The 24635-nt window shown below is 70.4% G+C and carries 15 protein-coding genes and 1 tRNA gene; 3 read left to right on the top strand and 13 right to left on the bottom strand.

Features of this window, described 5'->3' with window-relative positions; translation table 11 throughout:
• Positions 1 to 24: 24 nt before the first annotated feature.
• Both A6A08_RS05475 and A6A08_RS05470 read right to left on the bottom strand, forming a co-directional pair.
• On the bottom strand, positions 25 to 1137 hold the full coding sequence (locus tag A6A08_RS05475; protein WP_073701415.1) for an enolase C-terminal domain-like protein: 1113 nt from the start codon (positions 1135 to 1137) through the stop codon (positions 25 to 27).
• Positions 1134 to 4184: an FAD-binding and (Fe-S)-binding domain-containing protein gene (locus A6A08_RS05470; RefSeq protein ID WP_242422124.1), complete on the bottom strand. Its 3051-nt coding sequence runs from the start codon at positions 4182 to 4184 to the stop codon at positions 1134 to 1136. The genes A6A08_RS05475 and A6A08_RS05470 overlap by 4 nt, the downstream gene beginning before the upstream one ends.
• 345 nt (positions 4185 to 4529) lie before the next feature.
• On the opposite strand from A6A08_RS05470, the gene A6A08_RS05465 reads away from it, so the two are divergent.
• Together A6A08_RS05465 and A6A08_RS05460 are read left to right on the top strand one after the other, a co-directional pair.
• Positions 4530 to 6317, top strand: a complete 1788-nt coding sequence (locus A6A08_RS05465; protein WP_073701414.1) for a thiamine pyrophosphate-requiring protein — start codon at positions 4530 to 4532, stop codon at positions 6315 to 6317.
• Positions 6318 to 6476: 159 nt separating this feature from the next.
• Positions 6477 to 8252 carry a glycoside hydrolase family 15 protein gene (locus tag A6A08_RS05460; protein ID WP_378700518.1) on the top strand — a complete coding sequence of 592 codons (1776 nt, stop codon included), beginning with the start codon at positions 6477 to 6479 and terminating at the stop codon, positions 8250 to 8252.
• Between the two features lie 125 nt (positions 8253 to 8377).
• On the opposite strand, the gene A6A08_RS05455 is transcribed toward A6A08_RS05460, so the two are convergent.
• The 3 genes from A6A08_RS05455 to A6A08_RS05445 form a co-directional block, all read right to left on the bottom strand.
• Positions 8378 to 9745, bottom strand: a complete 1368-nt coding sequence (locus A6A08_RS05455; protein WP_073701412.1) for an MFS transporter — start codon at positions 9743 to 9745, stop codon at positions 8378 to 8380.
• Between the two features lie 495 nt (positions 9746 to 10240).
• Positions 10241 to 11659, bottom strand: a complete 1419-nt coding sequence (locus A6A08_RS05450; protein ID WP_073701411.1) for a DEAD/DEAH box helicase — start codon at positions 11657 to 11659, stop codon at positions 10241 to 10243.
• A gap of 243 nt (positions 11660 to 11902) precedes the next feature.
• A complete protein-coding gene (locus A6A08_RS05445) occupies positions 11903 to 12106 on the bottom strand; it encodes a cold-shock protein (protein WP_073701410.1) in 204 nt (67 codons plus the stop codon).
• Positions 12107 to 12484: 378 nt separating this feature from the next.
• On the opposite strand from A6A08_RS05445, the gene A6A08_RS05440 reads away from it, so the two are divergent.
• Positions 12485 to 13072, top strand: coding sequence for a DUF4232 domain-containing protein (locus A6A08_RS05440; protein ID WP_158069262.1), 588 nt, complete (start codon positions 12485 to 12487; stop codon positions 13070 to 13072).
• Between the two features lie 344 nt (positions 13073 to 13416).
• Here the strand turns inward: A6A08_RS05440 and A6A08_RS05435 are convergent.
• From A6A08_RS05435 to dnaN, 8 genes are all read right to left on the bottom strand, one after another.
• A tRNA-Ile gene (locus tag A6A08_RS05435) sits at positions 13417 to 13490 on the bottom strand.
• Positions 13491 to 13687: 197 nt separating this feature from the next.
• Positions 13688 to 14485 carry a DUF3566 domain-containing protein gene (locus A6A08_RS05430; protein ID WP_073701409.1) on the bottom strand — a complete coding sequence of 266 codons (798 nt, stop codon included), beginning with the start codon at positions 14483 to 14485 and terminating at the stop codon, positions 13688 to 13690.
• 109 nt (positions 14486 to 14594) lie between these two features.
• Positions 14595 to 17180, bottom strand: coding sequence for a DNA gyrase subunit A (gene gyrA, locus A6A08_RS05425; protein WP_073701408.1), 2586 nt, complete (start codon positions 17178 to 17180; stop codon positions 14595 to 14597).
• Positions 17181 to 17253: 73 nt separating this feature from the next.
• Positions 17254 to 19191 (bottom strand): DNA topoisomerase (ATP-hydrolyzing) subunit B, encoded by a 1938-nt coding sequence (gyrB, locus tag A6A08_RS05420; RefSeq protein ID WP_073701407.1) that lies wholly within the window; start codon positions 19189 to 19191, stop codon positions 17254 to 17256.
• Between the two features lie 478 nt (positions 19192 to 19669).
• Complete coding sequence (locus A6A08_RS05415) at positions 19670 to 20158, bottom strand: DUF721 domain-containing protein (RefSeq protein WP_378701487.1); 489 nt, start codon at positions 20156 to 20158, stop codon at positions 19670 to 19672.
• A 91-nt stretch (positions 20159 to 20249) separates the two neighbouring features.
• Positions 20250 to 21383 carry a DNA replication/repair protein RecF gene (gene recF / locus A6A08_RS05410; protein ID WP_073701406.1) on the bottom strand — a complete coding sequence of 378 codons (1134 nt, stop codon included), beginning with the start codon at positions 21381 to 21383 and terminating at the stop codon, positions 20250 to 20252.
• 105 nt (positions 21384 to 21488) lie between these two features.
• Positions 21489 to 22382, bottom strand: a complete 894-nt coding sequence (gene gnd, locus A6A08_RS05405; RefSeq protein ID WP_073701405.1) for a phosphogluconate dehydrogenase (NAD(+)-dependent, decarboxylating) — start codon at positions 22380 to 22382, stop codon at positions 21489 to 21491.
• Between the two features lie 93 nt (positions 22383 to 22475).
• Positions 22476 to 23615, bottom strand: coding sequence for a DNA polymerase III subunit beta (dnaN, locus tag A6A08_RS05400; protein WP_073701404.1), 1140 nt, complete (start codon positions 23613 to 23615; stop codon positions 22476 to 22478).
• Between the last annotated feature and the right edge of the window lie 1020 nt (positions 23616 to 24635).

The raw sequence follows: 24635 nt of genomic DNA, 5'->3' as shown, positions 1-24635 counted from the left end.
GCTAAATGAGGCGAAAGAGCGAGGTCAGCCGGTGCGGTAGCGCTCTGCGTCGGCCTCCCGGAGGGTGAGCCCGTGGCCCGGACGGTCGGGGTCCGGCCGCAGGGAGCCCTCGCGGGGCGGATCGGCACCGTCGAAGAAGAGGGCCTCGATACGCACGTGGTCGTGGAACCACTCCAGGTGGCGCAGGTTCGGCAGGGACAGCGCCGCGTGGAGGTGCAGGTAGGGCGCGCAGTGCGCCGACACCTCCAGGCCGTGCGCGGCCGCCACGGTCGCCGCGCGCTGCAGTTCCAGGACGCCGCCGCACCGGGTGAGGTCGATCTGGAGGCAGTCCACCGCCCCGGCCGCGCACATCCGCTGGAAGTAGGCCAGGTCGAAGCCGTACTCCCCGGCGGCCACGTCCGCCGGGACCGCGTCCCGGATCCGCCGGAGCCCGTCGAGGTCGTCGGAGGAGACCGGCTCCTCCAGCCAGCGCACGTCCAGCTCGCCCATCGGTCCGGCCAGCCGGATCGCCTGCTTGGCCGTGTAGCCGCCGTTGGCGTCGGCGAAGAGCTCGGCCCCGGGCCCGATCACCTCGCGGGCCAGGCGGAGCCGCTCCAGGTCGCGCCCCTCGCGGGCGCCCCACGACTCCCCGATCTTGATCTTGACCCGCCCGAAGCCCTGCTCGTGCACCCAGTGCGCCAGCTGCTCGCGCAGTACGTCGTCGGTGTAGCTGGTCAGGCCGCCGCTGCCGTACAGCGGCGCACTCTGGCGCGCGGCGCCGAGCAACCGGTACAGGGGCAGGCCGAGCAGGCGTGCCTTGAGGTCCCACAGAGCGGTCTCGACCGCCGAGACCGCGTAGCCGACCGTGCCCGGCCGGCCCGCGTTGCGCACCGCGCGGACCATGGCCTCCAGTGCGGCGGGCACATCCAGCGCGGGACGGCCCCTGACGTGTTCGGCGAGCAGGTCGCGGACGACGGCGGCGCAGGCGGCGGGGCCGTAGGTCCATCCCAGCCCCTCGTGGCCGCCCCCGCCCACCCGGACGAGCACCATCGTGGTGGAGTCCCAGGTGAGCGTGCCGTCCGCCGCGGGGCGTCCGGTGGGAACGGTGTAGACGGCCGCGTCCACACTCGTGACGGCCGGATCCGGTACCCCGTTCATGAGCGCCGCCCCCGCTTCCCGGAGGACCCGCGCCGTCCCGCGCGCATCGCCTCCTCGCGGATCTCGTCCACGTCGTAGGCGGGCACCCGGCGCGGAGCGGCGAAGCGGGTCGCGGCCCTCTCCGGGTGGCGGGAGGGCAGCGCGTCCCGCATGGCGAGGTCCAGGGCCTCGGCGAGGTGGACGGCCTCCCGCCCGGTGTCGGCCTGCTCGACCTGGGTGCGGCAGCTGAACCCGTCGGCCAGCAGGAGGGCGCCGGGGTCGGCCTCGCGCACCGCGGGCAGCAGCCCCGACTCGGCGACGGCCATGGACACCTCGTAGTGCCCCTCCTCGAAGCCGAAGTCGCCCGCCAGCCCGCAGCAGCCCACGTCGAGGAGGTCCACCTCCGTGCCGGCGCGTCCCAGCAGCCGCCTGTCCTCGTCGAACCCCAGGACCGCGTGCTGGTGGCAGTGCCGCTGGACGACGGCCGTACGTCCCAGGCGGGGCGGCTCCCAGTCGGACGCGTACCGGTTGAGGAACTCCGAGAACGTGAAGAACTGCGCGCGCAGTCTCTCCACGTCCTGGTCGTGGGGGAACAGCTCGGCGGCGTCCGAGCGGAAGACGGCCGCGCACGAGGGCTCCAGGCCGATGACCGGCGTACCCGCGCGGATGTCCTCGCGCAGCGCGTCGACGGTGCGTCCCAGCACACGGCGCGCCACGCCCAGCTGGCCGGTGGAGATCCAGGTCAGCCCGCAGCACAGGGTCCGCGGCGGCACCCGGACGCGGAAGCCCGCCGCCTCCAGGACGCGGACGGCCGCCGCCCCGATCGCCGGGTGGAAGTTGTCGGTGAAGGTGTCCGGCCACAGGATCACCTCGCCGCGCTCGCCGTCCTTCGAGCCGCGCCTGCGCATGGAGTCGCTGAAGCGGACCGGGGCGAACGCGGGCACCGGGCGCTCCCGCGCCACACCGCCGAGCCGCTTGCCCGGGCGGGCGAGGAACGGGACGGAGCTCAGCGCGTTCACCAGTTCGGGCGCGAGGGAGGCGGCTCTCGCCCACACGGGGAGCCACCCCAGGCTGTAGTGGGCCGCGGGCCGCACCCTCCCGGCGTGGTGGTGGGAGAGGAACTCGGCCTTGTAGGTGGCCATGTCGACGTTGACGGGGCAGTCGGTCTTGCACCCCTTGCAGGCCAGGCACAGGTCCAGTGCGTCGTCGACCTCCTGCGAGCGCCAGCCGTCCTGGATCACGTCCCCCTCGAGCATCTCGAAGAGGAGCCGGGAGCGCCCGCGGGTGGAGTGCTCCTCCTCCCGCGTCACGCGGTAGCTGGGGCACATGACGCCGCCGCTGTCCTTGCGGCACTCGCCGACGCCCACACAGCGCAGCACGGCCCTGGAGAAGTCGGCGTCGTCGTGCGGATAGCCGAAGTGGGTGTCGGTCCGAGCGGGCTGGTAGTCGGTGCCCAGCCGCAGGTTCTCGTCGAGGCGCTCCGGTCCGCCACCGTCCGGGGCGACGAGCTTGCCGGGGTTCATCCGGTCGTCCGGGTCGAAGATCCTCTTGACCTCGGAGAAGGCGGGCATCAGCTCCGGGCCGAACATCTTCGGCCACAGTTCGGCGCGCGACTGGCCGTCCCCGTGCTCGCCCGAGAGCGAGCCGCCGTAGGAGACCACGATGTCCGCGGCGCGCTCGACGAACCGGCGGAAGCCGGTGATACCCGGCTGTGTACGCAGGTTGAAGGGGATGCGCGTGTGCAGGCACCCGTGTCCGAAGTGCCCGTACAACGAGGAGCGGTGCGCGAAGCCGAACTCCTCCATCAGGGCGTGCAGGTCGCGCAGGTAGTCGCCGAAGCGCTCCGGCGGCACCGCGGAGTCCTCCCAGCCCTCCCAGGTGTCGGGCTCGGACGGGACCCGGGCCGTGGCGCCCAGGCCGGCCTCGCGCACCTTCCACATCTCCGCCACGCGGTCGGGGTTGTCGAGGACACTGGTTCCCAGCACACTGCCGGAGGCCCTCATGGCGTCGACGAAGTCCCGTGTCCGCGCGACCGCCTCCTCCTGGTCGGCACCGCCGAACTGCACCATCAGCCACCCCGCCCCCTCGGGCATCTGCGCCACCGCCGAGGGGTTCAGGTGCTTGCGCCGCTCGTAGCCGATGAGCTTGTCGTCCAGCCCCTCCAGGGCGTAGGGCTCGTGCTCCAGGACCTCGGGAACGGCGTCGGCGGCGGCGAAGATGTCGGAGTAGCCGCACACCGCCATCGCCATGGCCGCGGGTTCGACGACCAGGCGCACCTCGGCGCGCAGGACCGTCACCAGGGTGCCCTCCGAGCCGACGAGCGCCGCGGCCAGGTCGAACCCGTTCTCGGGCAGCAGCGAGTCGAGGTTGTAGCCCGAGACGCGGCGGGGGATGTCGGGAAACCTGCGCCGGACGGCCGTGGCGTAGCGGTCCCGCACCCGCCGCAGTTCCCGGTAGATCTCGGCGCGGCGTCCGCCCTCGGCCACGATGCGCTCGTACTCCTCGTCGGAGGTGGGGCCCACCCACATCCGGCAACCGTCGTAGGTGAGCACCTCCAGCCGCAGCACGTTGTCCACGGTCTTTCCGTAGGTCTGCGCACTGGCCCCGCAGGAGTTGTTGCCGATCATCCCGCCGAGCGTGCAGTGGCTGTGGGTGGAGGGGCTCGGACCGAAGGCGAGGTGGTCCCGTACCCGGCCCGTGTGCTCGTTCAGGGCGTCCAGCACGATGCCCGGCTCCACGACGGCGGTGCCCGCCTCGGGGTCGACGCTGAGGACCCGCGTGCAGTACTTGGACCAGTCGATCACGACCGCGACGTTGCTGCACTGCCCGGCCAGGCTGGTACCGCCGCCCCTGGACAGCACGGGCGCGCCGTGTTCGCGGCACACCGCCACCGCCTCGGCTCCGGCCTCGACCGTCCTCGGCACGACGACCCCGATGGGGACCTGCCGGTAGTTGGAGGCGGCCGTCGAGTAGGTGGCGAGCGAGCCCTTGTCGAAGCGGACCTCCCCGTCCACCCGGTCGGTGAGGTCCCGCAACAGCGCGTCGGTGTCGGCACCGGTCGGTGCCATGCCCCGCCGGGAGGAGGGTGCAGGCAGGTCCACGGCCATGTCAGTCGTCCGTTCCGTCGACGTGATGCGTGTCCGTCGCACTCGGCAGCGCGAGAGGCGCAGTCCCGCGGCCGGAGCCCGGCACCGCACACCCGCCACTAACCAGACGCGCGGACGGGCAAACGCCGCCGATCCCCGCACAGAGCGGCGACGGGGTGAATGCGGGGGCGACGGTCGGGGTAGTCGCGCCAGCGGAGCACTCCCACGGTCGGAGGACACGGTGGGGAGTGGGCCCGCTCGAAAAGGCGGGCGGGGCACCGCGAACGCGGTGCCGAACACGGTGTCGATCCCGGGAGGGGAGCGATCATGGCGGAACTGGTGTCCGACTACATACTGAAGCGTCTGAGGGAATGGGGGGTCGACCACGTCTTCTCCTACGCGGGCGACGGCATCAACGGTCTGCTCGCGGCGTGGGACCGGGCCGAGAACAAACCGCGCTTCATCCAGTCCCGGCACGAGGAGCTGGCGGCCTTCGAGGCCACCGGGTACGCGAAGTTCTCCGGACGCGTGGGTGTGTGCGCGGCCACCTCGGGGCCGGGCGCCATCCACCTGCTGAACGGCCTCTACGACGCCAAGCTCGACCACGTGCCGGTGGTGGCGATCATCGGGCAGACCGCGCGCAGCGCGATGGGCGGCTCCTACCAGCAGGAAGTCGACCTGATGTCCCTCTACAAGGACGTGGCCAGCGACTACCTCCAGATGGTCACCGTCCCGGAGCAGCTTCCCAACGTGCTGGACCGGGCGATGCGGACCGCCGCGAGCAGGCGCACGGTCACGGCGATCATCGTCCCGGCCGACGTCCAGGAGCTGGAGTACTCACCGCCCGAACACGAGTTCAAGATGGTGCCCTCCAGCCTCGGTATGCCCGCCCCGCAGTCGACCCCGTCCGCCGAGGGCCTGGCCGAGGCGGCCGAGGTCCTCAACTCGGGTGAGCGCGTCGCGATGCTGATCGGCCAGGGCGCCAGGGGAGCGGCGGACGAGGTCGTCGAGATGGCCGACAAGCTCGGCGCCGGGGTGGCCAAGGCCCTGCTGGGCAAGGACGCGCTGCCCGACGACCTGCCCTTCGTGACCGGTGCGATCGGGCTGCTGGGCACCCGGCCCTCCTACGAGCTGATGCAGGACTGCGACACCCTGCTCGTCGTCGGCTCCAGTTTTCCCTACACCCAGTTCATGCCCGAGTTCGGCCAGGCACGCGCCGTCCAGATCGACATCGACCCGACCATGATCGGCATGCGGTACCCGTTCGAGTGCAACCTGGTCGGCGACTCCGCGGAGACGCTGCGGATGCTGCTGCCGCTCGTCGAGCGCAAGACCGACCGCTCGTGGCGGGAGAAGGTCGAGGACAACGTCGAGCGCTGGCAGGAGGTCATGGAGCGGCGCGCGCACGTGGACGCCGACCCGGTCAACCCCGAGCGCGTCTTCCACGAGCTCTCGCCGATGCTGCCCGATGACGTGATCGTGACGGCGGACTCCGGCTCGGTGGCCAACTGGTACGCGCGGCACCTGAAGTTCCGCAAGGGCATGCGCGGTTCGCTGTCGGGCACGCTGGCCACGATGTGCCCCGGCGCCCCCTACGCCACGGGGGCGAAGTTCGCCCACCCGGACAGGCCCGTGATCGCGTTCGTCGGCGACGGGGCCATGCAGATGAGCGGCCTCAACGAGCTGATCACCATCGGCCACTACGCGAAGGAGTGGGACAACCCCCAGGTCATCGTCGCCGTGCTCAACAACGGCGACCTCAACCAGGTGACCTGGGAACTGCGCGCCATGGGCGACGCGCCCCAGTTCATCCCCTCGCAGCGGATCCCCGACTTCCCCTACGCCGGGTTCGCCGAGAGCATCGGGATGCTGGGGATCAAGGTCGACGACCCCAAGGACATCAAGGGGGCGTGGGAGCGGGCGCTGGCCGCGGACCGGCCCTGCGTGATCGAGTTCGTCACGGATCCGACCATCCCGCCGATCCCGCCGCACGCGACGCTGGAGCAGATGGAGAGCGTGGCCAAGGCCCTGGCCAAGGGCGACCCGGAGGCGTGGGACGTGGTCAAGCAGGGGGTCAAGTCCAAGGCACAGGACTTCCTCCCCGGCGGACGGTGACAGCAGCCGTGGATGGTGCGGGGGCGGTACGGCGCTGGTCCGTCCGTTCCCGCACCGCCAGGGGATGGCGGGGAGGGACGGGAATCGTATACATCCCACTTGTGAACGGAAGGCGAAGACTTGTCCCTGCCCATCGAGGACTACGCGTTTCTGGGCGACATGAAGACGTCGGTCCTGATCGGCGCCGACGGAAGCGTGGACTGGCTGTGCCTGCCCCGGTTCGATTCCGGCGCCTGCTTCGCAGCCCTGCTCGGCGATGAGGGCAACGGTCGCTGGACCATGGCCCCGGCGGGAGAGCACCGGCTGGAGGCACGGCGGTACCGCCCCGACAGCCTGGTACTGGAAACCGAGTTCCGGTCCGAGGACGGTGTGGTGCGGGTCGTCGACTGCATGCCCATCGGCGCCCACCGCACCTGCCTGATACGCCGGGTCGAGGGGGTGGAGGGGCGCGTACGCATGCGCTCCGAGGTCGTGGCGCGCTTCGACTACGGATCGATCGTCCCGTGGGTGCGCAAGGACGGGCGGCGGCTGCACCTCGTCGCCGGTCCCGACAGCTGCTACCTGGACTCCGACGTGGAGTTCGATGCCGGGTCCGACGAGGACCCGGTCACGGAGTTCGCGGTCGCGGCGGGCGACAGCGTGGACTTCGTCCTCACCTGGGTCCCGCCCCGATCGCCGTCCCCGGAGCCGGTCAACACCGACGTGCTCATCGATCACACGGACGAGGTCTGGCGGGAGTGGGCCTCCAGGTGCAACTACGAGGGCGAGTACCGCGACGCGGTCGTCCGGTCACTGATCACCCTCAAGGCCCTGACGCACTCGCCCGGCGGAGGCATCGTCGCCGCGGCCACCACCTCACTGCCGGAGCAGATCGGCGGTGTGCGCAACTGGGACTACCGCTACTGCTGGATACGCGACGCCACGCTGACGCTGCTCGCTCTCCTGGAGTCCGGCTACACACAGGCGGCCGCCGACTGGCGCGAATGGCTGCTGCGGGCGGTCGCGGGGGAACCCTCGCAGATGCGGATCATGTACGGGATCGAGGGGGAGCGCAGGCTGCCCGAGCTGGAGCTGGACTGGCTGTCCGGCTACGAGGGGTCCCGTCCCGTGAGGGTCGGCAACGAGGCCGCCCAGCAGTGGCAGCTCGACGTCTACGGCGAGGTGATGGACGTCTTCCACCAGGCCAGGGTCCACGGGATTCCGCCGAAGGAGCCCGCATGGCAGCTCCAGCGCTCCCTGATGGACTTCCTGGAGGCGCACTGGCGTGAGCCCGACAACGGGATCTGGGAGATGCGCGGGCCCCGGAGGCACTTCACCCACTCCAAGATCATGGCGTGGACCGCCGTGGACCGCGCCATCAGCGGGGTCGAGAGGTTCGGCCTGGAGGGGCCTCTGGAGGAGTGGAAGCGCCTGCGCGACGAGATCTTCCAGGACGTGTGCGAGAACGGGTACGACCCCGAGCGCCGGACCCTGACGCAGTACTACGGCTCCTCCACCCTGGACGCGTCGCTGCTGATGGCCGGCACCGTGGGCTTCCTCCCGCCCGACGACGAGCGCATGCGGGGAACCGTGGACGCCGTCCAGCGGGAGCTGTGCCGCGACGGCCTGGTCCAGCGCTACTCCATGGACGAGACGAGCAGGAGGGTGGACGCCCTCCCTCCCGGCGAGGGGGTGTTCCTGCCCTGCACGTTCTGGCTCGTCGACAACCTCGTCATGCAGGGCCGTGTCGATGAGGGCAGGGAGATCTTCGAGCACCTGCTGTCCCTGCGCAACGACGTGGGGCTGCTGTCGGAGGAGTACGACACGAACACCGGGCGGCTGATCGGCAACTTCCCCCAGGCGCTCTCCCACATCGCCCTGGTCAACACCGCCTATGAGCTGGACCGGAACCGCGAGGGTCCGGCGCAGCAGCGGGCGAGCTCCGGGAGCGGGTGACCGCGCCGGACACGTGCGCGGATCCGCCGCGGCCGGTATGTCGACAGGGCGACAAGGCAACAAGGCGACGAGTCGAGGGGGCGACGGGCCGGTCTACCGGCCCGTCGCCCCCTCCGCCGTCCGCCCTACTTCGAGGGGGTCGGCTCGGTGCCCTCCACGTACAGGTCGACGCCCTTGGGTTCCTTGACCAGCGAGACGCCGATGAAGGAGACCGCGGCGGCCACGATGATGTAGGCGCCGATCGACCACGAGGCGCCGGTCTCGGTGAGCAGGAGCTCGGCGATCATGGGCGCGAAGGCACCGCCGAGGATCGCGCCGATGGCGTAGCCGATGGACACGCCGGAGTAGCGGACCTCGGCCGGGAACATCTCCGCGTACAGGGCCGACTGGGGGCCGTAGCTCAGGCCGAGTGTCAGCGTGAAGACGAACAGGCCCGTGAAGTACATGTAGATGTTGCCGGTGTCGACCATGAACCACATCGGCACGGACCAGGCGGCCAGCAGCACGTAGCCGAGCTGGAAGGTCCTCACCCGGCCGAGCTTGTCGCTCAGGATGCCGCCGTACAGCGTGGAGACGAGCCAGCCGAACGAGGCGAGGGTGGTCGCCAGAAGCACGGGGCCCCGTTCCATGCCCAGGCCGAACTCCTCGACCGGCCGCGAGGCGTAGGTCGCCATGTAGGCGATGACGAGGTATCCGGCCGCGTTGTTGGCGATGAAGATCAGCGCGGAGAGGACGACCTCCCGGCTGTTCTTCCGGAACAGCCGTCCCAGGGGCGCGGAGGACTGGGCCTTGCGCTTTTGCATCTGCTTGAAGACCGGGGACTCCTCCACGGACTTGCGGATGAGGTGGCCGATGATGATCAGCAGGAAGGACAGGAGGAAGGGGATGCGCCAGCCCCACTCCCTGAACGCCTCCGGACCGATGACGGCGGTGATCACCCAGACGACGAAGGTCGCGATGATCATGCCGCAGGGGACGCCGATCTGCGGGTAGGCGCCGAAGAAGCCGCGCTTGCCGACCGGCGCGTGCTCCACCGACATCAGCGCGGCGCCGCCCCACTCGCCGCCCGCGGAGAAGCCCTGGACGATGCGCAGGAGGATCAGGAGGACGGGTGCGGCCACGCCGATCTGGGCGTAGGTGGGCAGCACACCGATCAGGCAGGTGGCGAGGCCCATCAGGACGAGGGTCGCGACGAGCACCCGCTTGCGGCCGAACCTGTCCCCGAGGGCGCCGGCGACGATCGCGCCGAGGGGCCGGAAGAGGAAGGAGATGCCGATGGTGGCGAAGGACAGGACCTGGGCCATCACCGGGCTGGCGTCGGACAGGGGCGCCAGGAACAGGGGGGCGAGTACCAGGCCCGCGGCCTGGGCGTAGATGAAGAAGTCGTACCACTCGATGGTGGTGCCGACCATGGTGCCCGCGAGGACGCGGCGCCGCTCCCGGGTCTCGTCAGCGCCGACCGGCCCTGCGGCCGTTGGGTCGGAAGTTGCCATTGGTGCTCCGTATGTTCTCTGCCGACCGGGGGTCGGGGTCCGCTCGCAGGCTCCTGGCCGTAGGTGGCCACGGCGGCGTGGCCACGCACCGTCCCCCTACGCATGGCAAGAGGGGAATGCGGGACATCGGCCTGAGCCTCAGGACACCATGCCATGTGAGCCAGTGCACTTTCTACACCGGGTCCCGTTTTTTCGCAGCTCGGCGGCTATGTCCTGACCGAACGGTCGGTTAGGCTCGGGGCACTGTCGGTGTTCCACGACCCTTGACCAGCCATGACCGGCACCGACTCGGACGACATGTCCACGCGTCGACGAGTCGACATACGGCCGAGTCGGCACGCGGACGGGCGCCGCTCGCGGGCGCCGGAACCTCGTGCGGACGGCCGTCCCCGGTCCCGTGGGGAGACGACGAAGGGGCCGGGACACGACGTGTCGTGTCCCGGCCCCCTGGAGACGACGGGGCCGCGCGAGAGGCGCGGCCCCGTGGCCCTACGTCTAGCGGCGCGGGCGGCGCCTGCCCCGGGTGGAGGAGCCGAAGGCACGGGTACGCGCCTTGGGCTCGGCGGGGAGGGTGGCCGGAACGCCCGAGGGCGTACGCGCACCCGTCACCCGAGCCAGCTCGGGGTCCTCGGCGCTGACGCTCAGGGTGTGGGCGTCGATGCGGGCCTGGTCCATCATCCGCATCATCCCCCGCCGCTCGTGGGGCAGGACGAGCGTGACCACGTTGCCCGAGGCGCCGGCCCGGGCCGTACGCCCGCCCCGGTGCAGGTAGTCCTTGTGGTCGGCGGGGGGGTCGATGTTGACCACCAGGTCGAGGCCGTCCACGTGGATCCCTCGGGCCGCCACGTTGGTCGCGACCAGCGCGGTGACCGTTCCGTCCTTGAACTGCTGGAGGGTGCGCGTGCGCTGCGGCTGCGACCGTCCGCCGTGCAGGATGGCGGCCCTCACGCCGTTGGCGAGAAGGTGCTTGGCCATGGAGTCCACGGCGCGCTTGGTGTCCAGGAACATGATCACCTGCCCGTCCCGGGCGGCGATGTGCGTCGCGGTGTCGCGCTTGCCGGCGGGGGTCACCTGGAGGATGTGGTGCTCCATGGTGGAGACCGCACCCTCGGAGGGGTCCACGGAGTGGACGACCGGGTCGTGCAGGAAGCGTCGGACCAGGGTGTCGACGTTGCGGTCCAGCGTCGCGGAGAAGAGCATGCGCTGGCCGTCGGAGGGGATCTGCTGGAGGATCGCGGTGACCTGGGGCATGAACCCCATGTCGGTCATCTGATCGGCCTCGTCCAGCACGGTGGTGCCCACCTGGTCCAGGCGGCAGTCGCCCCGCTCCACCAGGTCGCGCAGGCGTCCCGGGGTGGCCACGACCAGCTCCGTGCCGCGCCGCAGGGACTGGGCCTGGCGGGACAGGGACATGCCGCCGACCACGGTCGTCACACGGACCCGTACCGAACGCGCGTAGGGGGTGAGGGCTTCGGTGACCTGCTGGGCGAGCTCACGTGTCGGTGCGAGCACCAGGGCGAGCGGCCGCCCCGGCTGGGCGGTCCTCCCCTCCAGGCGAGCGAGCAGGGGCAGGCCGAAGGCCAGTGTCTTTCCCGAGCCGGTCTGGCTGCGCCCCAGGACGTCACGTCCCGCGAGCGAGTTCGGGAGGGTCTCGGCCTGGATGGCCGAGGGGGAGCTCAGTCCCTGGCGCTCCAGAACCTCGAGCAGCCGCGCGGGCAGGTTCAGCTCGGAGAAGCTGCCGACCGGGGGCAGGCCCGGGGTCGTGGACACCGGGGGAGCGAACTCACGGTAGGAGGATGCCGGTCGGGAGGACCGGGGGGAGGGGCCGCGGCGGTTGCCGGGGCGGCCGGCGCCGGGGCGGCCGGTGTGCTTTTCACGGTTATGCCCTTTTCGGGAACCGCTGGGTGCACGCATGTAAAACCTTTCGCGGGCAGCGCCCGACGCGTGGTGGCCTTGTTCAGGCTCTGAGGACGCGTGTGACGCACCAAGAAGACGGTGGTCCACGGCCCGCACGCGTAAATGAGTGCTGCGGGTCGCGGAAGGCTGGTGCCAGTCGGAACAGACGACGGCCAGAAACCGAGCCGGAAAATAACAAGCAAAGAACCGGACGAGGGCACGGCTCACGAAGAGCGGCCCCCGTCCGACGGAGCAAAGCTCCTAGATGACCGTGATGTTCTCGGCCTGGAGACCCTTGGGGCCCTGGGTGGCCTGGAACTGCACGGCCTGACCCTCGGCGAGCTCACGGTAACCGGAGGACTCGATGTTGGAGTAGTGGGCGAAGACGTCGGCGCCGCCGCCGTCCTGCTCGATGAAGCCGAAGCCCTTTTCGCTGTTGAACCACTTGACGGTGCCAGTAGTCATAATGACTTTCCTCACATCAGTATGGAAAATTCCGCCCTGTGCGGGTTTTCCAACGCCACTGCGATGATTTCCCGAGTGGTGATAACGATGGAGAAGGTCCGACTACGAAGCCGGCCGACACAAAAGTCAAGCGGGAACCACGACTGCAACTCTTTTGAACGTATCACAGGAGTTACCCCGCGGACAGCGAATCACCGTACCGTGTCGACCGTCACCCTCCCCGGCCCGCCCTCGCGGCCCCGTCCCGAACCGATGCAGAGCGGCTCTTGGTGAACGCCTTACCCCGGGTGGGCGTCCCACCTCCCAACTGGCCCGTCCCGGTCACCGATCGATCGCACTGGGTGGACGGCCACCGCGAACAAGGGAGATCCGATGGACATGACGTGGTACGGAAACGACGCCCGCGCCTTTGGGGAACCGGCCGCCGGCCGCACCCGCGCCAGGGGCGCGGCGGTCGCCGCCGCGGTCGCACTGGCCTGCGGACCGATGGTCACCGCCGCCCCCGCCTCCGCCGCCGCGCAGGAGTCGATGCGCGACTGCACCGTGTCGGACTTCGCGATCGTCGAGAACGAGCGGCGGGCCGCCGCGGGCACCGCCTACATCGAGTTCACCATGACGCGGACCGGCGAGGGGGACACCCCCGCGCAGGAGCCGTGCAACCTCTACCGGCACGCCAGTCTGAGCTGGGTGGACGCCGAGGGCGAGCGTGTCGGCGCCTGGGCCGAGCGCGAGGGCGGGGGCGGATCGTTCACCGTGGATCCGGGAGGAACCGCGCTGCTGACCGTGGCCCAGCCCAACCCGGGCAACTACGACCCGCGGGTGTGCGAGCCCGCGCCCGTGACGGGCATCGAGGTGTCGCTCTACATCGCCGAGGCCCCGGTCCACGTCCCCACCGGCGGCGGGGACACCGCCTGCGCCAACCCCGAGGTGGCCGTGCCCAGGTACACGGTCGAACCGCACCAGTAACGGGTGCACGGACGGACACGGCGGCCTCCGCCCACCCCGGGCGGGGGCCGCTCCCGCGCCCGCCGACGGAGGTCGCGGACGCGGACGGTGGTGTCGACATGATGATTCGTCTCGATGGCGCCTGACCCCGTCGACGCGCGGCGACCGCACCCGGACCCGCGGCGGGCACGTCCGTCGCCGGTACGGATCCTCGTGCGTGCGACGTCGTGCGTCTTCGCCCGGTGTCGACATCGCGACCTGTGGCTTTGGAGACTCGTCCCCTTGTCCACAGCCGGGAGAGGGCGCAAGAAGAAGAGCCCTGCTCTCCGAGTGGAGAAGCAAGGCTCCGAACCGCACAGACTGTGTGGGCGTACCAGGACTTGAACCTGGGGCCTCATCCTTATCAGGGATGCGCTCTAACCGACTGAGCTATACGCCCTCGTTCCGAGTGGAACTCTACCGCATCCGCAGGACCGGGGCGAACCGGCCGCCGGGAGGCGGACAGTGAGACGGGACGCGGCCGGCGCGTCCCTCTTCACCTCCCATTTTACCCCCGTACGGGAGTGCTCGGGACGGGCCCGCGCACACGCGGGGCCCGGGTCGGCGGGTGTGCCGGCCCGGGCCCCGCGACCGGTGCTACTCGGCCTCGGACAGCGTCACGTCGACGCCGCCGACCAGGTCGGCGACCAGGTTGTACAGCATCGCCCCCACCGTGGAGAGCGCGGTGATCAGCACGATGTTCAGCGCGCCGACCACACCGGTGTAGCCCAGCACGCGCCCCGGTGAGAACCAGGCGGCCGGGTTGAGGCCGAGGTCGTCCTCGGCGCCGTCACCCTCCAGGAGCGCGTTCATCATGTTGGTGAGCTCGTCGAAGACGCCCAGCATCGACAGCGTCGCGTAGATCACCGCGACCGCCACGAACAGGACGATGAAGCACACCAGGGAGACGACGAAGCTGAACTTCATCACCGACCAGGGCTCCACTCGGGAGACCGTCAGGTGCGCCTTCCGGCTGGACAGACTCGCCTTCACGGCGCTCGGGCCGCTCGGGCTCTCCGGCACCGAGGACTTCGATTCGGACACTGGCGTTCCCCCCGCTTCGGCACGGTCCTCCGCCACGTCCGGTCCGGCGGGCACCGAGGGCTGCTCGTCCGCCGTTCCGACGGCGTCCTCACTGCCGGAGGCTTCGTCGGCCTCGGCGGCGCTCTCCCTCTCGGAGGCCTTCTCCTCGGCCTCGGTGGTGTCCTCCTCGCCGGAGGCCTTTCCGGCCTCGGCGGCGTCCTTCTGGCCGGACGCCTCGTCGGCCTCGGCGGTCACGGCGGCCCCCGCCTCCACCGTGTCCTTCTCGGCCGTCTCCACGTCCCCGCCCCCGGCGGACCCCGCCGTGTCCGGGTCGGATTCGTTCGTGGTGGTGTTCCGCTGGTTGTCAGACATAGAAACGTTACCGCTGGGCTTTCGTTGAGAACGGGTGATTGGCACTACCGGTGTCCGCGGGGTTCACCAGTATCGAACCCCGCGGACCTTATGGGGCCTAACGCGAAGTCTAGGCCTGCGGGTTGCCTTCCCCGGCGACCGAGACGTCGGCCGTGTCAACGGCCTCCTCCTCGGCGGCCTCGGCGTTGCGCGCCACGGCAACGATCTTGTTGCCCTTGTCCAGGTTCATCAGTCGCACGCCCATGGTGGTGCGGCCCGACTGCTTGACCTCGGCGGCGCCGGTGCGGATGACCCCGCCCGCGGAGGTGATCGCGAAGATCTCGTCCACCTCCGGGTCGACCATCAGGGCACCGACCAGCTTGCCGCGGGCCTCCACCACCTTGGCCGTCAACACGCCCTTGCCGCCCCGGTTCTGCACCGGGTACTGCTCGGACGGGGTGCGCTTGGCGTAGCCGTTCTCCGTGGTGACCAGGACGTCCGTGGACCCGTCGCCGGGCCGGATGACGTCCATGCTCAGGAGGTAGTCGCCCTCCAGGAACCGCATGCCGATCACACCGCTGGTGGCCCGGCCCATGGGGCGCAGGGACTCGTCGGAGGCGGGGAACCGGATCGCCTGGGCGTCGCTGGAGATCAGCAGCAGGTCGTCGTCGGGGAAGACCAGCCGGGCGGCGATCAGCTCGTCGCCCTCGCGCAGGTTGATGGCGATGATGCCGGCCGCGCGCGCGGAGTCGAAGTCCTCCAGGCGGGACTTCTTGACCAGGCCCTCACGGGTGGCGAGCACCAGGTACGGGGCGGCCTCGTAGTCGCGCAGCGCCATGATCTGCGCGATCTCCTCGCCCGGCTGGAACGGGAGCAGGTTCGCCACGTGCTGTCCGCGCGCGTCGCGGGCGGCCTCCGGCAGCTCGTACGCCTTCGTGCGGTACACCCGGCCCTGGTTGGTGAAGCACAGGATCCAGTTGTGGGTGGTGGTGACGAAGAAGTGCTGGACGATGTCGTCCTGCTTGAGCTGGGCGCCGCGCACGCCCTTGCCCCCGCGCTTCTGGGCGCGGTAGTTGTCGATGCGCGTGCGCTTGGCGTATCCACCGCGGGAGATCGTGACGACCACGTCCTCCTCGGCGATGAAGTCCTCCATGCGCATGTCGCCCTCGAAGGGGATGATGTGCGTGCGCCGCTCGTCGCCGTACTTCTCCACGATCTCGCCGAGCTCCTCGCGGATGATGCTCCGCTGGCGGACCTCCGAGCCCAGGATGTCGTTGTAGTCGGCGATCTGCGCCATCAGCTCGTCGTACTCCGAGGTGAGCTGGTTGCGCTCCAGGGCGGCCAGCTTGCGCAGCTGCATGTCGAGGATGGCGCGGGCCTGGATGTCGTCGATCTCCAGCAGCTCCCTCAGGCCGCTGCGCGCCTCGTCGGCGGAGGCGCTGGCCCGGATGAGGCTGATGACCTCGTCGATGCGGTCCATGGCCCGCAGCAGGGCGCGCAGGATGTGCGCCCGCTCCTCGGCCTTGCGCAGCAGGTACCGCGTCCGTCGGATGATGACCTCGACCTGGTGCTTGACCCAGTACCGGATCATCTGGTCCAGGCGCAGGGTGCGCGGCACACCGTCGACCAGCGCGAGCATGTTCGCGCCGAAGGTCTCCTGGAGCTGGGTGTGCTTGTAGAGGTTGTTCAGCACGACCTTGGCCACGGCGTCGCGCTTGAGCACGATGACCAGCCGCTGGCCGGTACGGCCGCTGCTCTCGTCGCGCACGTCGGCGATGCCGGTGATCTTGCCGTCCTTGACCAGGTCGGCGATCTTGAGCGCGAGGTTGTCCGGGTTGACCTGGTAGGGCAGCTCGGTGATGACCAGGGTCTGGCGTCCCCTGCTGTCCTCCTCGACCTCGACCACGGCGCGCATGGTGATGGAGCCGCGCCCGGTCCGGTACGCCTCCTCGATGCCGCGCTTGCCGACGATGACCCCGCGGGTGGGGAAGTCGGGGCCCTTGACCCGGGCGATGAGCTGGTCGAGCAGCTCCTCGTCCTCGGCCTCGGGGTGGTCCAGGAACCAGTTGACCCCGTCGGCGACCTCGCGCAGGTTGTGCGGCGGGATGTTGGTGGCCATACCGACCGCGATGCCCGAGGAGCCGTTGACCAGCAGGTTCGGGAACCGGGCGGGCAGCACGACGGGCTCGGAGGAGCGGCCGTCGTAGTTGGGCCGGAAGTCGACGGTCTCCTTGTCGATGTCCCGGAGCATCTCCATGGCCAGCGGCGCGAGCTTGCACTCGGTGTAGCGCATGGCGGCGGCCGGGTCGTTGCCCGGGGAGCCGAAGTTGCCGTTCGGGTCGACCAGGGGCATCCGCATGGACCACCACTGGGCCAGTCGCACCAGGGTGTCGTAGATGGCGCTGTCGCCGTGCGGGTGGTAGTTGCCCATCACGTCGCCGACGACGCGGGCGCACTTGAAGTACCCGCGGTCGGGCCGGTACCCGCCGTCGTACATCGCGTAGAGAACGCGCTGGTGGACCGGCTTGAGGCCGTCGCGCACGTCGGGCAGGGCACGGCCGACGATGACCGACATCGCGTAGTCGAGGTAGCTGCGCTGCATCTCGACCTGGATGTCGACCGGCTCGACCCGGTCGGTCGTCCGTACGGGGGTCTCCACAGCGGAGTCCGCTCCCTCAGGCCCCTCGGGGACGTCCGGGTTGTTCGCATCCGTCACGGATGTCGATCCCTTCTTCGAAGCTTGCTTGAACGTGGTTCACCGTCCGGGAGTCCCCGGACGCGGGGTCCCTCTAGATGTCCAGGAAGCGGACGTCCTTGGCGTTGCGCTGGATGAAGGAGCGCCGGGACTCGACGTCCTCGCCCATGAGCACGCTGAACATCTCGTCGGCCTGGGCCGCGTCCTCCAGACTGACCTGGAGGAGCACCCGCCGGTCGGGGTCCATCGTGGTGTCCCACAGTTCGGTGGCGTTCATCTCGCCCAGGCCCTTGAACCGCTGCACCATGTCGCGCGGGCGCGGGTCCTTCTTCCCCGCCGCGACCCCGGCCTCGATGAGGCGGTCGCGTTCGGGGTCGGAGAAGGCGTAGTCCGCGTCGCTGCCGCGCTGGTCCCACTTGATCTTGTACAGCGGCGGCTGGGCGATGTACACGTTGCCGGCCTCGACCAGGGGCTTCATGAAGCGGAACAGCAGGGTGAGCAGCAGGGTGCGGATGTGCTGGCCGTCGACGTCGGCGTCGGCCATCAGGATGATCTTGTGGTACCGCAGCTTGCTGGCGTCGAAGTCCTCGTGGATGCCGGTGCCCAGGGCGGTGATGATCGCCTGGACCTCGGCGTTCTTGAGGATGCGGTCGATCCGGGACTTCTCGACGTTCAGGATCTTGCCCCGGATGGGCAGGATGGCCTGGTTGTGCGGGTTGCGGCCGCCCTTGGCCGAGCCGCCCGCCGAGTCGCCCTCGACGATGTAGACCTCGCTCTCCTCCGGGTTGGTCGACTGGCAGTCGGACAGCTTGCCGGGGAGTGAGGTGGACTCCAGCAGGGTCTTGCGCCGGGTGAGGTCGCGCGCCTGGCGGGCCGCCACGCGGGCACGCGCCGCCTGGCTGGCCTTGGACACGATGTCCTTGGCCTCGCCCGGGTTGCGCTCGAACCAGTCGCGCAGGTGCTCGTTGGTGACCTTCTGGACGAAGGACTTGGCCTCGGTGTTGCCCAGCTTGGTCTTGGTCTGGCCCTCGAACTGGGGATCGGCCAGCTTGACCGAGATGATCGCGGTCAGGCCCTCGCGGATGTCGTCGCCGGTGAGGTTGTCGTCCTTCTCCCGCAGCAGCCTCTGGTCGCGCGCGTACCGGTTGACCAGGGTGGTCAGCGCGGAGCGGAAGCCCTCCTCGTGGGTGCCGCCCTCAGCCGTGTTGATGGTGTTGGCGAAGGTGTGCACGGAGGAGGTGTAGGACTGGTTCCACTGCATGGCGACCTCGACCGAGATGCCCTCGCCGTCCTCCTCGAAGGAGATGATCGACGCGTGCGCCGGCTCCTTCTTGGTGTTGATGTGCTTGACGAAGTCGGACAGCCCGTCCTCGTAGTGGAAGGTGTTGACCGTCGGGCCGCCGTCGGTGTGCTCGGGCCGCTCGTCGCGGATGGTGATGGACAGCCCCTTGTTGAGGAAGGCCATCTCCTGCATGCGGCGGGCGAGCGTCTCGAACGTGAACGCCGTCGTCTCGAAGATGCCGCCGTCCGGCCAGAAGGTGATCTGGGTGCCGGTCTCGTCGGTCTCCTCGCCCCTGACGAGCTCGCCGACGGGCGCGGTCATCTCGTAGCGCTGGCGCCACACGTGGCCGTCGCGGCGGATCTCCACCTCCAGGGCGGTGGACAGCGCGTTGACGACGGAGACGCCGACGCCGTGCAGGCCGCCGGAGACCGCGTAGGACTTGCCGTCGAACTTGCCGCCCGCGTGCAGCGTGGTGAGCACGACCTCGACGGCGGGGCGCTTCTCCACGGGGTGGAGGTCGGTGGGGATGCCGCGGCCGTTGTCGGCCACGCACACACCGCCGTCGGCCATCAGGGTCACCTCGATGGCGCTGGCGTGTCCCGCCAGGGCCTCGTCGACCGAGTTGTCCACCACCTCGTAGACCAGGTGGTGCAGGCCCCGCTCCCCGGTGGAACCGATATACATTCCCGGGCGCTTGCGTACTGCTTCAAGCCCCTCCAGAACCGTGATTGATCGAGCGTCGTAGGCCAAGTGGGTACACCCTCCTGCTGGGGACGCCTGCCGTCCGCGGCCGAGCGAACGACGGTCAGTCCACGGCACGGTGACCAGGTTGGTCGTCATACCACGACACCTAGGGGATCACCGTTCGCCGCAGGGGCCGTCCGCCCACCCTCTTCTGGGGGCGTGGTACCGGCTACAGGCGTCTGAAGAACCGCCTCCATGATACCCCGCGCGGTACGACAAAGTGGCATTGGCGGCCCTGTGCCGCCTCACAACGAACGTTCAGGGAGGGAGACGACTCCCTACACGCGGGATGCCCTCTGCGCAAGTCCCGGTGCGGTTGAGTGGCGCACGCGGCGACCAGCAGGGCCGACACCCTCCGGTGCCGCGCGGCGCCCGCCCCGTGGAGCGCTCACCGCGCGGGCGGACGGGCCCCACCTGCGGATATCCACAGGCCGCGGACGTGGGCGGCCGGGTTCCCCGGCGCCCGGCCCCGTCGGAACCGGCCTCAGCGGCGCCGGAAACCGGGCCCGCGGACCTTGATGGCCACCACCGTTCCGTCGCCCAGTTCCTCGTTCAGCCGACGCATCAGGTCACGCACCATCGCTCGTGCGTGAGCCGCCATCGTCGGGGAATCGGCCACCACGACCAGCTCGCCCTCCGAATAACTCTCCGGACGGAGGTGCTCGGCGTTGAAGTCGCCCACGATGTCGGCCCAGCGGCCGAACACTCCTCCGACGGCCACCTGCTCCTGCCAGCCGTGCTCGATCAGCCACGTACGCACGGCCTCGCCGAACATCTGGGGCTCGTTGCGTGACCGCAGTCGGCCACGCCGCCGCGCGCGGGGGGCGCCGCGGGGCACCGCGCCCCGGTCCCTGGCCTCGGCCCTGGCGCGCGCCAGCGCCTGGCGGGCGAGGTCCGCCCCGGACGCGGCCGCAGGAGCGGGGACCGGCGGAGCCTGCGGCTCGGGCTCGGGGGGGCGGCGCGCCCCGTCCAGACGGCGGGCTCCGTCCACAGGCTGTGGACGGAGCCCGCCGGGGCCCGCGAGGCCCGGCGCCGGACCGCGGTCCACAGGGTGTGGATGGCGCTCACTCACCCTTGACGCCTCCCTCGTGCACGTCGAACCGCACCCCGTCCAGCTCCTCGGGGATGTCCTCGGGGACGGCGGCGGTCACCAGGACCTGCTCGGCGTCGCGCACCCGCTCGGCCAGCCTGCGGCGGCGCTCTGTGTCGAGTTCGGCGAACACGTCGTCCAGGATCAGCACCGGGTCGTCACCGTCGGACCGCAGCAGTTCGAAGGCGGCCAGCTTGAGCGAGAGCGCGTACGACCAGGACTCGCCCTGGCTCGCGTATCCCTTGGCGGGCAGGTCGCCCAGCTCCAGGTGCAGATCGTCGCGGTGCGGCCCCACCAGGCTGACCCCCCGCTGGAGCTCGCGGTCCCGCGCCTCGGCCATGGCGGTGCGCAGCGTCTCCACAAGCTGTGGACGGCCGGTCGGCGGCTCCACCCCCTCCGGGACCGCCCCGCTCCGGTAGCGGGGGACGGCCGGACCGCCGGAGTCGGTCAGTCCGGCGTAGGCCCCGGCGATCCGCGGACGCAGCTCCTCCACCAGCTCCAGCCGAGCGGCCAGCAGCTCCGCGCCCGTCTCGGCCAGGTGGTCGCCCCACACCTCCAGCGTGCTCAGGTCGGGCGCCGAACGCTGCTTGAACATCTGGGCGGAGGCCGACTTGAGCAGGGCGTTGCGCTGCTTGAGCACCCGGTCGTAGTCCGACCGCACACCCGCCATCCGGGGGGCTCGCGCCACCAGCAGGTCGTCCAGGAAGCGGCGCCGCTCACCGGGGTCGCCCTTGACCAGGGCGAGGTCCTCGGGCGCGAACAGCACGGTGCGCAGGATCCCCAGGACCTCGCGCGGGCGCCCGGCGGGCGCCTGGTTGATCCGGGCGCGGTTGGCGCGCCCGGGGTTGAGCTCCAGGTCCACCACCATGGACCTCTCGTCGCGCACGACCTTGGCCCGGACGATGGCGCGCGGCGCGCCCTGGCGGACCAGCGGGGTGTCGGAGGCGACCCGGTGGCTGCCGAGGGTGGCCACGTAGCCGATCGCCTCGACCAGGTTGGTCTTGCCCTGGCCGTTGGCGCCGACGAAGACGCTCACGCCGGGGCCCAGCTCCAGCAGGGCCTCGGCGTAGGACCGGAAGTCGGCCAGTTGCAGGTGGGATACGTACATCCGGCCTTCCTCCTGGGCGGTGGCGCGGAAACGGGCGGGGGAAGGGGCCCGGGGACGGCCCGTCGGGCTCGTCCCCGGGAGGGAGATCGAGGTCGGGAGCGCGCCTCAGGCGTCGTCGGAGTCCTCAGCCTTGGTCACGGCGTGCCCGCCGAACTGGTTGCGCAGGGCCGCCACGACCTTCATGGCCGGGCTGTCGTCCTGGCGGGAGGCGAACCGGGCGTAGAGCGAGGCGGTGATCGCGGGTGCCGGGACGGCGTGGTCCACGGCGGCCTGGACGGTCCAGCGGCCCTCACCGGAGTCCTCGGCGTAACCGCGCAGCCGGGACAGCTCCGGGTCCTCCTCCAGGGCCCGCGAGAGCAGGTCGAGCAGCCAGGAGCGCACCACGGTGCCCTCGCGCCAGCTCTCGAACGTGCCGGGGACGTTGTCCACCAGGCCGGAGGCGACCATGAGCTCGTAGCCCTCGCCGAAGGCCTGCATCATGCCGTACTCGATGCCGTTGTGGACCATCTTGACGAAGTGACCCGCACCGACCCGGCCGGCGTGGACGAAACCGCCGCCCTCGTCGGGGGTCAGGGACTCGAAGACGGGACGGGCCCGCTCGACGTCCTCCTCCGAGCCGCCGACCATGATGCCGTAGCCGTTCGCGCGGCCCCAGACCCCGCCGCTGACACCGGCGTCGAGGTAGCCGATCCCCTTGGCCGCCAGCTCCTCGGCGCGGACGCGGTCGTCCGCGTAGTGGGAGTTGCCGCCCTCGATGACGAGGTCGCCCTCGGACAGGAGGCCGCCCAGCTCCGCGACGGTCGAGGCCGTGGGGTCGCCCGCGGGGACCATGACCCAGACCACCCGGGGGGCGGCCAGGCGGTCGACCAGCGCGGCCAGGGTGTCGACGTCGCGCTCCTCGGAGAAGGCGTCGTAGCCGACGACCTCGTGGCCCTTGTCCCGCAGGCGGGCGGCCATGTTGCCGCCCATCTTGCCGAGTCCGATCATTCCGAGCTGCATTGCTGCTCCCCTTCGCCGCCTGTGGATGGACGCCGGTCGGCCCGGGTCGCGGACCGGATCCGGCAGGTGCCAGTCAATCGAACCGGTCGCCGATCAGCCCGGCTGACGCACCGGCATGATCAGGTAGCGGTACTCGGGAGAGGAACCCTCATCCGCGGGCTTGCCGGTGAGGATCGACGGCCTGGTCGAGCTGGTGAAGTTCATGCGGGCCACGTCGGTGCCGATGGCGCCGAGCCCGTCCAGCAGGAAACCGGAGTTGAAGGCGATCTGGATGTCGTCGCCGTCCAGGTCGGCCTCCAGGACCTCGACCGCCTGGGCCTCCTCACCGGTACCGGCCTCCAGGACCAGCTGACCCTGGCTGAAGGACAGGCGCAGCGGGGTGTTGCGCTCGGCGACCAGCGAGACGCGCTTGACGGCCTCGACGAACTCGGTGCGGCTGACCTCGGCGACGGAGTTGAAGGTGTCCGGCAGCAGCGTCCGGTACTTGGGGAACTCGCCGTCCAGCAGGCGGGTGGTGGTGCGGCGGCCGCCGCCCTCGAAGCCGATCATGCCCTCGCCGGTGTCGCCGGCGGAGAGGGCGATCGAGACCTCGGCGCCCGAGGTGAGCGACCTGGCGGTGTCGTGGAGGGTCTTGGCCGGGACCAGCGCGACCGCGGACAGGTCGGGGTTCTCCGGCTTCCAGGTGAGCTCGCGCACGGCCAGGCGGTAGCGGTCGGTGGAGGCGAGCGTGATGGTCTCGCCCTCGATCTCGACGCGCACGCCGGTGAGCATCGGCAGGGTGTCGTCGCGGCCGGCGGCCACGGCCACCTGGCTGACCGCGGCGGCGAAGGCGTCGCTGCCGACGGTCCCGCTCACACCGGGCATCTCCGGGAGCGTGGGGTAGTCCTCCACCGGCATGGTGGTCAGGGTGAACTTGGCGCTGCCGCCGGTGACGACGACCTTGGGGCCCTCGGTGGAGAGCTCCACCGGCTGGGCGGGGAGGTTGCGGGTGATCTCGGCCAGGAGCTTGCCGGTGACCAGGACCTTGCCCGGCTCCTCGACCTCGACGTCCACCGCGGCCTGGGTGGAGACCTCGTAGTCGAAGCCGGACAGGCGCAGCTGCTGGCGGCCGTCGAACTCCCCGGCCTCCAGCAGGATGCCGACGAGCACCGGGACCGAGGGGCGCGTCGGGAGTGTGCGCGCGGTCCAGGCGACAGCATCGGCCAGTACGTCGCGTTCGACCCGGAACTTCACTTTCCGACTCACTTTCCGCACGACCGGCGTACCGGTCGAAGCCTCAACGTTGCAGCTCGTGGATCTGTGGGCCCGCCGAGGGCTCCGTCAACAGGGCTGTGGACGGTGATGGCGCCGGTGCGCGAACACCGTCGGTGCCACAGGAGCCGCCTCGGATCCCTCAGGGGTCACCGTCCGGATCCGGGCGGCGGAGGACAGGGGCGAGACCACACGTTACCCGGATTCACCCGCCGCCGCTGCCAGCTCGGGACCGGGCTGTCGTCGCACCGGACTCGGAGGTTTATCCACAGGTTTTCCGCGGAGCGGTTGTGAAGCCACATCTTGGTTAATGAAGGTGCGCCGTAGTAGTAGGGCCTGTGGATAATGTGGATAACTACCGTTCTCCCAGGTCAGGCCGCAGATTTCTGTCCACAGGCCCTGTGGGTAACCCTGTGCGTAACTTGGCCTGCCTGTGGACGAACGAAGGGGTCCCCAGGTTTTCCACACTCCCTCCACAGGTTCGTCCACAGGTTTTCCCCAGGTTGTCCACAGCAGCTTGAGGTCGGATCAGCGGATGACGGGATCTCGCGTCCACAGGCGCGGGGTGGGTTACCCACAGCCTCGACGCACTTATCCACAGGTTGTCCACAGGGTTGTCCACAGATTTGACCCCTCTCCTGTGGATAACTTCGGCGAGAAGGCGCCAAACTTTTTTTCGGAGCCCCTCTACAGAACGCCCGAACCCGGGCAAAGGGTCTGTGCACAGGTTTGTCCACAGGTACGTCCCACGTCGTGTGCATCGGTCGTTGGAACGGTCGTGCCCGCCTGGTCACGGCGGAGGGTGTGGGAAGGGCGACAAGGCCTCAGGACCCCTGGAAACCAGGGGATCCGGTGCGTGCCGGGCACGAACGGCCCCGGACGGCCACAAGGGCGGCGAACGCCTCCAGGTCCGGGCGTTCATGCACACAAGCCTGTGGATAACTCGGTGCGGGGCCGGGGGAGAACCTGTGGACGGCACGCGTGTCCCCCTGTGGACGTGTC

It is taken from the genome of Nocardiopsis sp. TSRI0078 (genome assembly GCF_001905145.1).
Lineage (GTDB): Bacteria > Actinomycetota > Actinomycetes > Streptosporangiales > Streptosporangiaceae > Nocardiopsis.
Note: the sequence above shows the minus strand (reverse complement) of the source record. Positions and strands in the feature narration are given on the sequence as shown.

Excerpts from the sequence above, each read along its gene's own strand:
- A6A08_RS05445 (WP_073701410.1), bottom strand. The coding sequence starts at position 12,106 with ATGACTACTGGCACCGTCAAGTGGTTCAACAGCGAAAAGGGCTTCGGC.
- A6A08_RS05475 (WP_073701415.1), bottom strand. The coding sequence starts at position 1,137 with ATGAACGGGGTACCGGATCCGGCCGTCACGAGTGTGGACGCGGCCGTC.
- A6A08_RS05465 (WP_073701414.1), top strand. The coding sequence starts at position 4,530 with ATGGCGGAACTGGTGTCCGACTACATACTGAAGCGTCTGAGGGAATGG.
- A6A08_RS05455 (WP_073701412.1), bottom strand. The coding sequence starts at position 9,745 with ATGGCAACTTCCGACCCAACGGCCGCAGGGCCGGTCGGCGCTGACGAG.
- A6A08_RS05450 (WP_073701411.1), bottom strand. The coding sequence starts at position 11,659 with ATGCGTGCACCCAGCGGTTCCCGAAAAGGGCATAACCGTGAAAAGCAC.
- A6A08_RS05440 (WP_158069262.1), top strand. The coding sequence starts at position 12,485 with ATGACGTGGTACGGAAACGACGCCCGCGCCTTTGGGGAACCGGCCGCC.
- A6A08_RS05470 (WP_242422124.1), bottom strand. The coding sequence starts at position 4,184 with ATGGCACCGACCGGTGCCGACACCGACGCGCTGTTGCGGGACCTCACC.
- recF (WP_073701406.1), bottom strand. The coding sequence starts at position 21,383 with ATGTACGTATCCCACCTGCAACTGGCCGACTTCCGGTCCTACGCCGAG.
- A6A08_RS05460 (WP_378700518.1), top strand. The coding sequence starts at position 6,477 with ATGAAGACGTCGGTCCTGATCGGCGCCGACGGAAGCGTGGACTGGCTG.
- gnd (WP_073701405.1), bottom strand. The coding sequence starts at position 22,382 with ATGCAGCTCGGAATGATCGGACTCGGCAAGATGGGCGGCAACATGGCC.
- A6A08_RS05430 (WP_073701409.1), bottom strand. The coding sequence starts at position 14,485 with ATGTCTGACAACCAGCGGAACACCACCACGAACGAATCCGACCCGGAC.